General features: G+C 56.3%; 7 protein-coding genes and 1 pseudogene. 2 read left to right on the forward strand and 6 right to left on the reverse strand.

From position 1 onward, the window contains the following. Nucleotides 1-471, forward strand: a pseudogene (locus tag OP496_RS16355) (transposase); the annotation flags it as partial. 167 nt (nucleotides 472-638) lie between these two features. On the opposite strand, the gene OP496_RS16360 reads toward OP496_RS16355, so the two are convergent. From OP496_RS16360 to vapB, 3 genes are all read right to left on the reverse strand, one after another. Then, nucleotides 639-1,133, reverse strand: coding sequence for a GNAT family N-acetyltransferase (locus tag OP496_RS16360; RefSeq protein ID WP_280564855.1), 495 nt, complete (start codon nucleotides 1,131-1,133; stop codon nucleotides 639-641). A gap of 5 nt (nucleotides 1,134-1,138) precedes the next feature. Then, on the reverse strand, nucleotides 1,139-1,429 hold the full coding sequence (locus OP496_RS16365; RefSeq protein WP_035412682.1) for a DUF1778 domain-containing protein: 291 nt from the start codon (nucleotides 1,427-1,429) through the stop codon (nucleotides 1,139-1,141). A 168-nt stretch (nucleotides 1,430-1,597) separates the two neighbouring features. Further along, nucleotides 1,598-1,828, reverse strand: coding sequence for a type II toxin-antitoxin system VapB family antitoxin (gene vapB / locus OP496_RS16370; RefSeq protein ID WP_280564856.1), 231 nt, complete (start codon nucleotides 1,826-1,828; stop codon nucleotides 1,598-1,600). Between the two features lie 191 nt (nucleotides 1,829-2,019). Here vapB and OP496_RS16375 point away from each other — a divergent pair, with 191 nt between their 5' ends. After that, entirely contained in the window at nucleotides 2,020-3,039 is a 1,020-nt protein-coding gene (locus OP496_RS16375; protein WP_280564857.1) for a hypothetical protein, read from the forward strand. 226 nt (nucleotides 3,040-3,265) lie between these two features. Here OP496_RS16375 and OP496_RS16380 read toward each other — a convergent pair whose 3' ends face one another. Genes OP496_RS16380 through OP496_RS16390 form a run of 3 tightly spaced genes read right to left on the reverse strand, consistent with a single transcriptional unit; the run spans nucleotide 3,266 to nucleotide 6,340 of the window. After that, nucleotides 3,266-4,063, reverse strand: a complete 798-nt coding sequence (locus tag OP496_RS16380; RefSeq protein WP_280564858.1) for an IS3 family transposase — start codon at nucleotides 4,061-4,063, stop codon at nucleotides 3,266-3,268. Nucleotides 4,064-4,080: 17 nt separating this feature from the next. Next, nucleotides 4,081-4,335, reverse strand: coding sequence for a transposase (locus tag OP496_RS16385; protein ID WP_280564859.1), 255 nt, complete (start codon nucleotides 4,333-4,335; stop codon nucleotides 4,081-4,083). Continuing rightward, entirely contained in the window at nucleotides 4,283-6,340 is a 2,058-nt protein-coding gene (locus OP496_RS16390; RefSeq protein ID WP_280564860.1) for a hypothetical protein, read from the reverse strand. The genes OP496_RS16385 and OP496_RS16390 overlap by 53 nt, the downstream gene beginning before the upstream one ends. Nucleotides 6,341-6,527 lie beyond the last annotated feature (187 nt).

Raw genomic sequence — 6,527 nt, forward strand, 5'->3', positions numbered from 1 at the left:
GAGTGGTCGGATCACATGCGCAACGTAGCTGCTGCGCTCTTTCGATTGGAGCACAATCGCGACGAGCAAGATATGCTGGAGGTGCTGGGCACGCTGGTCGAGTGGCTCAAGGCGCCCGAGCAAACCGGGCTACGACGGGCCTTCGTGGTGTGGATACGCCGCGTACTGCTGCCCAACCGAGCGCCAGGGATGGAACTGCCCGAGTTCAATGAGTTGCAGGATCTACACGAGGTACACGACATGCTGGCAGAACGCATCAAGCAATGGCCTGAACGGTGGGAAGAAAAAGGCCGCCAGGAAGGGCGTCAGGAAGGTCGTCAGGAAGGGCGTCAGGAAGGCGAACAACGGGGTATCGAGAAGACCGCCCGCAACCTGATCAAGCTGGGTGTACTCAGTGATGAACAGATCGCCGAGGCCACGGGGCTGACGGTGGCCGACGTGGAAGGGCTGCGCGAAGAAGACTCGCAGTGATCGCGCGACGCTTGCGTTAACACAATCGCGACTGAAGTCCCTCTGACAAGAGCACCCCGCAAGGCATTCCGCATTACTCGACCCCACCAATGATTACGTCTTCAAGCGGCTGTAGATTTGTGGGATCGTTTGCGTTTCCGGGGCTCTTTCGTCGCGGATGGGGCATGTCATTCGCCTCGAGTCTTCAGCGAAACGAACAGCATCAGGGGATTGTCAGGGTTTTCGACGAAGCCATGCTTCTTATAGAAAGCCGCCACGTCCTCGTCGAGGGCGTCAACGACCAGGGCACGCGCTGCAACATGTCCAGCCGCGAGCAAGGACCGCTCGATGGCTTCGGCCAACAAGTCCTTACCGAGCCCCGTCCCCTGGCAAGGATGGTCTACCGCCAGTCTTCCCAGCTTGATGACAGGGAGTTCGGTGGGCATGTTGCGCCGCATGCTCTTGGGGGCTTCTTCCCGCAGTACTGATCCCGTCGCCAACGAGATATATCCCGCCACTTGGTTCGTTCCTGCGTAACAAATGACATATGTCGTCGTGGCTTGGCGTTTGGTGTTTTTCAGGCCCCGAGCCTTTAAGAAATCGTTGAGGCTGTTACGGCCACAGTCAAATTTATCGACGCCATGATGCTCATTGATAACGACGGGAGGCTCAATATCCGCCACCTCGATTACGTCTTGTCCCAGCGCTTCTTGCGATTCATCAGTTTCATTACACACGGATTTTCCTCGATAGGGGTCTCTAGTGCTCTCTCGAAGGCCTCAAACGAGCGATCATCCATCACATACATGCGTCGATCCATTAGAATTTCCTCGGCTCGACGGCACGCAGCATCCAGCACGAAGCTGGTCCGATCACCGCCACATTCTGCAACGGCCCTGTCGATGAGGGCGCGTTTTCTACTCTCAACGCGCATATTGAGAGGCAACAATTTAGTGCGCGCCTCTACAACTTGGCTCATGTTCATTACCTGTATGATGAAGATATGAATTACTGCCTAGACAAGCATATTCTGGCATGGTGTAACGCTCCTGTCTACACTGTAACGCTATAAGCTCTACATGGGGCGTGGACGTCACGTTCTTGATCGTGTAAATGCACATATTGGTATCGAGCATGTATTTCAGCATTAGAACGCTTCCCGCCGCTGATCCTCTGGTTGCTCACGCGTGTTCATGAAATCTGCCGTGGCGCTAGGTTCGTCGAACCAGCTATCCCATGATTCTCCTACTGGGGGGATGATGCGTGTCCGGCCGACGGAGATGACCTCGACACGTTTTACCCCATCGGGCAGGGTGCTTTCTTTGGGTAGTCGTATAAGCTGATTGCGGCGGGAGTGAAAAACAGAACCATGGGGCATGCCAGTTACCTTAGTGAATACTGTATGTATAGCTTTAATTAGCGAGGCTTAAGCCTCCTGTCAATGCAAATGAACGGCGGCCCCTTTTTGGGGCCGCTTGCGTTTGTGACCGGAGGATGAGCGCGACCATGCTTGGCTAGCGAGTCTTTTCATCTTCCGGTGGGCGTTTCTCCGCGTCACGATAGGACGTATTGCAAAGCGAAATGGGGCGCGTTGGCGGGTATGGCTCAACCGACCGAGCGGCACTGTTAGTGGACAAGGAGGTTGCTTTGGAAACGAAGTATAAAATACTAGTTATCAACGATAAAAAAAACCTAAATAATAGGTATCGTCTGGAACTATGTGATGTTTTGGAAAGAAAAGGGTGTCTCGTGAAGAGCGTTGGGGTGTTTGACAGCATACTCACCCCTTTTTTGGTTTTTATCGAGATATTGCTCCTTGGAAGGAGCGGTGCTGTTATCTCTTCGAATATTAGGTCTAATATTTTTTTGCTTATACAGCCTTGGGTGGCAGGGTTGGTGATTATTAATGGCATGGGGCGGTGGAGAGATAAAAGATTTTTTAGATACTTTTTGTTGGTGTTGTTGAAGTGCAACAACAATAAGAAGGTGGTCGTACAGTCGTATGCTGATTTTCGTTATATACGAAAGTATCTGGGGGGGAGCTATAATGTTTGTTGGGTGCCGGGGTCAGGCGGTACGAAGAAAGAATTCGGAGTTCTTGACGGCTTGGTAACCGTTCAGCGTGATACAAAACTCCCCCTTGTAGCTGCAAGTTTAAAAAAGCTGTTGGCGCATATTGACGTTAACGAACCTTTCTTTGTGGTTGGCTGTAAGGATAAAGGTGTCGCGGCTGAAATTTTCAAAGAACACAAAGGGGGAGTGGTTGAGGTTGGTTTCGTCCCGCAGGGTGATATTTTTAAGCATGGTAATATTTTTGTTCAGCCTTCCGGCTATGGCGAAGGGTTCCCGCATACACTTGCTGATGCAATAGTTAGTGGGATCAGAATCTTTATAGATAAGGGGGAGTATTTGAAGTATGGATTATGGAAGCTTGATTGTGAAGCGCGCCCCCTTACAGGAGAGTGGATGGAAGTAACGCCTGGGCCTCAGGCAAGGATGAAAGTTTCTCTAGACGGGGTGCTTGATGAGTATATGAATGCTTTCTTTTCCGTTTCTCGTTTCTCAGAGGAAAACAAAGAAACAGGTTAATTGCTGACGCCTCTGATTCTAAAGATGAATTGCTCTTACAGTATTCGCTTATAGCTTATATTTGCGGCCCCTTTTGGGGCCGCCTTCATTTTGGGAGCGCTGGTTAGCCTTCGGCCATGAGACTGTCGTCGAGCTCGAAGGCGGTAAGGGCGTCGATGGTGGCGTTCTTGCGGTTGCCGTACCCGGTCAGCGAGGCCTTGTAATGACCCCCTGGTTTCTGCACACCCTACGCCGTTAATGCTGGGTGTGCTCGGGGTGCCACATAGTCCAGAGACTGATGTGGCCGCTCTTCGTTGTAGTACCGGATCCAGCGATCGATCACGACCCTGGCTTGGCCCAGCGATTCGAAACGGTGAAGCCAGATGCACTCCTCCTTCAAGGATCGGAAGAAGCGCTCCACGAGCCCGTTCTGTTCTGGTGTATACGGCGTCGTGAACTCCTGCGTGAGGCCATAGGCCTTTACCGTGCCCGTGTAGTGGCGGCTACTGAAAACGAGCCCGTTATCGGAGCGAAGTGCCAGCGGCTGCTGAACGCGCCCCAGTGCCCCCAGTCGATAAATCAGTGCTTCTTCCAGGGCAGCCTCCGCTGTCTTGCTGCTGCCATTGTCCGATAATCGCCAACCGAGGATCTCACGCGTGCAACAGTCGATGATGACCGCCAGGCTGGCCCGCCGATCCTTCCCGCACCACACGTGCGTGAGATCCGTGGCCCAACGCTCATCGGGTCGTGAGGTGATCGACGGCAAGCGTCTGGCGCGAGGTCGGAAGCCTTGCGGCCGCTTGCGCACCTGCCAGCCTTTGAGTTGCAGGATGCGCTGGATCGGCTTGCGGTTCTCGCCCAGTACACACGCTAGCCGGCGATAGCCGTAGCTCGGGAAGCGTTCCAGCGTCAGCTTCACCCGGGCCGTCAGATCCGTATTAACGACACGCTGCCGCGCCTTGGGCCGGTAATACAGACTGCGCCGAGGAAAACCCAGCCAGCGGCAAAGTTTGGCCAGTGAGACCACTTGCCCTTCCTGGGCCATTTCCGCCTGCAGCGACCTTACGAGTTCTCGTCCTCGTCGAGCAGGCGACGCCACTTTTTTAGTGCGTAGATCTGCAAGTGGGCCTCGCCTAGCGCCTCCTTGGTTTCCCGCAAGTCGGACTCGTATTGCTCGCGGATATCCTTGGGGCGGGCCTTGAACCCGTTCTCCATATTGCGCTGGGCTTCCTCGATCCAGCCGTCGACCTCGGAGACGGTGAGGTCATGCTGTCGCGCGACCTCCGCGACCGTGGTCTTGCCTTTGAAGATGTCCATGACCACGGACGCTTTGCGCTTCGCGGTCCATCGCTTGATGGGAGTGTCGTCGTTCATTCTGTCCTCCTGATGACTGCACTATAGCCTGTGCAGCTCTGGAGGGGGTCACTTCAGCCTGCGGTGGGCGTTGGAGGGTGCGTATCGCGGGGGTGTCGGTGGCCTGGCCAGTGTTTTCGAAGGTGCAGTCGCGGAAGGTCAGGTAGTTGCTTTCGTCTGCGAGGAAGACGCCGGGCGCGGCATCCAGAGTGATCATGGAGCCGTGCTGGGCGAGGTCTTTCTTGAAACGGCACCGATCGAAGCGCACGACATGCCGTGAATTGCGTTTGTTGCTGTTGTGAAGGTAGAGATGCCCGCCGCCGGGGGTGAAGTCGAACCGGCAATGGCGATAACGATGATGCTGCGTGGTATCGAAGATATCGAAGCGGGGCACGCCGTCGCCGAGCCGGCAGGCGTCTACGTCGAGTGTGTCGTAGGCTTGGACCCAGCCGGCGGGAATCTCGCAGTCGTGCAGGCTGATGCGTTCGCCCGGTGCATGAAAGAGCCGCGCCCGCGTGGCGCTCAGCGTGAAGTCGCGCAGGTGCGATTGGCCGAGGAGCTTGAAACCTACGGGGGCGGGCTCATCGGTGTCGCCGTGTCGGCTCTGGAAATGGGTGAGATGCAGCTCGCCTTTGAAGCCGGCCGCCGAGACGATGGAGGCGTAACTGGCGCGCATGCTGTCATGGCGCCGGTCGTTGAATACTTGCCAGGTTTCGTCGAAATGGCGGATATCGATATGTCCATCGCTTGTAAGCAATAGGGAACTGCTACTGCGCTTGGTGCCACGTAGTTTCGTACTGAGACGTTGCCCCGTCAGGTGGCTGGCCGCGAGGTCCATCTCGATACAAAATCCTCTGTCGATGTCGCGCGCCAGGCAGTCGTCGACAATATGACGCACGGGTGTGCCATGCAGGTCTTTGAGGTAAAAGCCGATGTTGGTGGTTTCGGCGATGCAGCCGCGGAGGGTGAAGTGCCCGGTGCCTTGCGGCGGAGTGCGTCCGGTGGTGGCGACGAAGCCATGATGTGTCGTCTCGCGTGAACGACAGTTGATGAAGCGTACCGTGTCGCTATTTTCGGCCCAGTAACCGGCGTTGGACTCGTTACCGCCGTAATCGGCGCTGGCGTGGTGACCGTTTTCGGCGAGGCAGTCGATGAAGTCGATGCGCTCGCTGAGGCTGTCTTCCGGGCTCCCGCCGTACGAATCGGAGACGAAGCCGATACGTGTGAAGTCTCGTGCCTGGCAACGTTCGACAATTCCGTCGTGGGCGCCGACGATGAAGAAGCCATCGCCGAAGTTGCCGCGCGCATGCTCGACTACGATATCGCGCAGCACGAAATTCCGTGCATCTACGCGGAGACAGGCGGCTGGGGAGCGGCGGCAGACGACGTCGTGGGCGGTAATGTCGTGGCCAACCAGGTCCAGCGGTAGGCAGCCAGTGAAGGTGTCGTAGTTGGAGGTGCTCCACTGATCGGGGTCGTCACTGACGTTGCCATCCAGGGTCATGCCGGAGAGGGTGGCGCCATCGTGGATTGCGACCAGCGTACCCCGGGCGTCACCGGTATAACGAATGATGGTCCGCTCGACTCCTGCGCCGGTAACGTGAATACCCTTGAAACGTAACCCGGTACGCGATGAGGCGTAGTCGCCCTCGGGAAAGGTGATATCACGCTGCTGGCTACTGGCGGCCTCGGCGAGTTGCTGCAGCGCGAGATACTGGTCGCTACCATCGCCACGTATACCAAACATACCGGGTGTGAGCGTGTCTTCAAGGCGGCGTAGGAAACGCCCCTCTTCGTGATGCTGGGCACGGAAGCAGGTACCGCCGTCTGATGCTCGCTGCTCATTGGCGTACCAGATGAAGGTGCCGCCGCCAAGCGCCTCTCCGCGGTAATAACCCGCTACCGTAATATGTTCTCCATCCCGTAGTTGGGCCACGTCCAGCGCTTGCATCTCTTTGATGGAGGCCACATGTCGCGTGCCCACACCTCCTGCCTGTGGGGTATTTCCCTTCCTTTCTTTCTTTTCCATGCTTGCCGCATTTTTTGGTTCTTCGTCACATCATGTGGATTTGGCCTGATCCAGCAGGCGGCCCACGGGGCTGCCAATCAGGTAGATCATCGCGATGAAGTTGGCCTCGTTCCGGTAGCCGCGCGCG

The sequence above is a fragment of the Chromohalobacter sp. 48-RD10 genome (genome assembly GCF_029889785.1).
Taxonomy (GTDB): domain Bacteria; phylum Pseudomonadota; class Gammaproteobacteria; order Pseudomonadales; family Halomonadaceae; genus Chromohalobacter.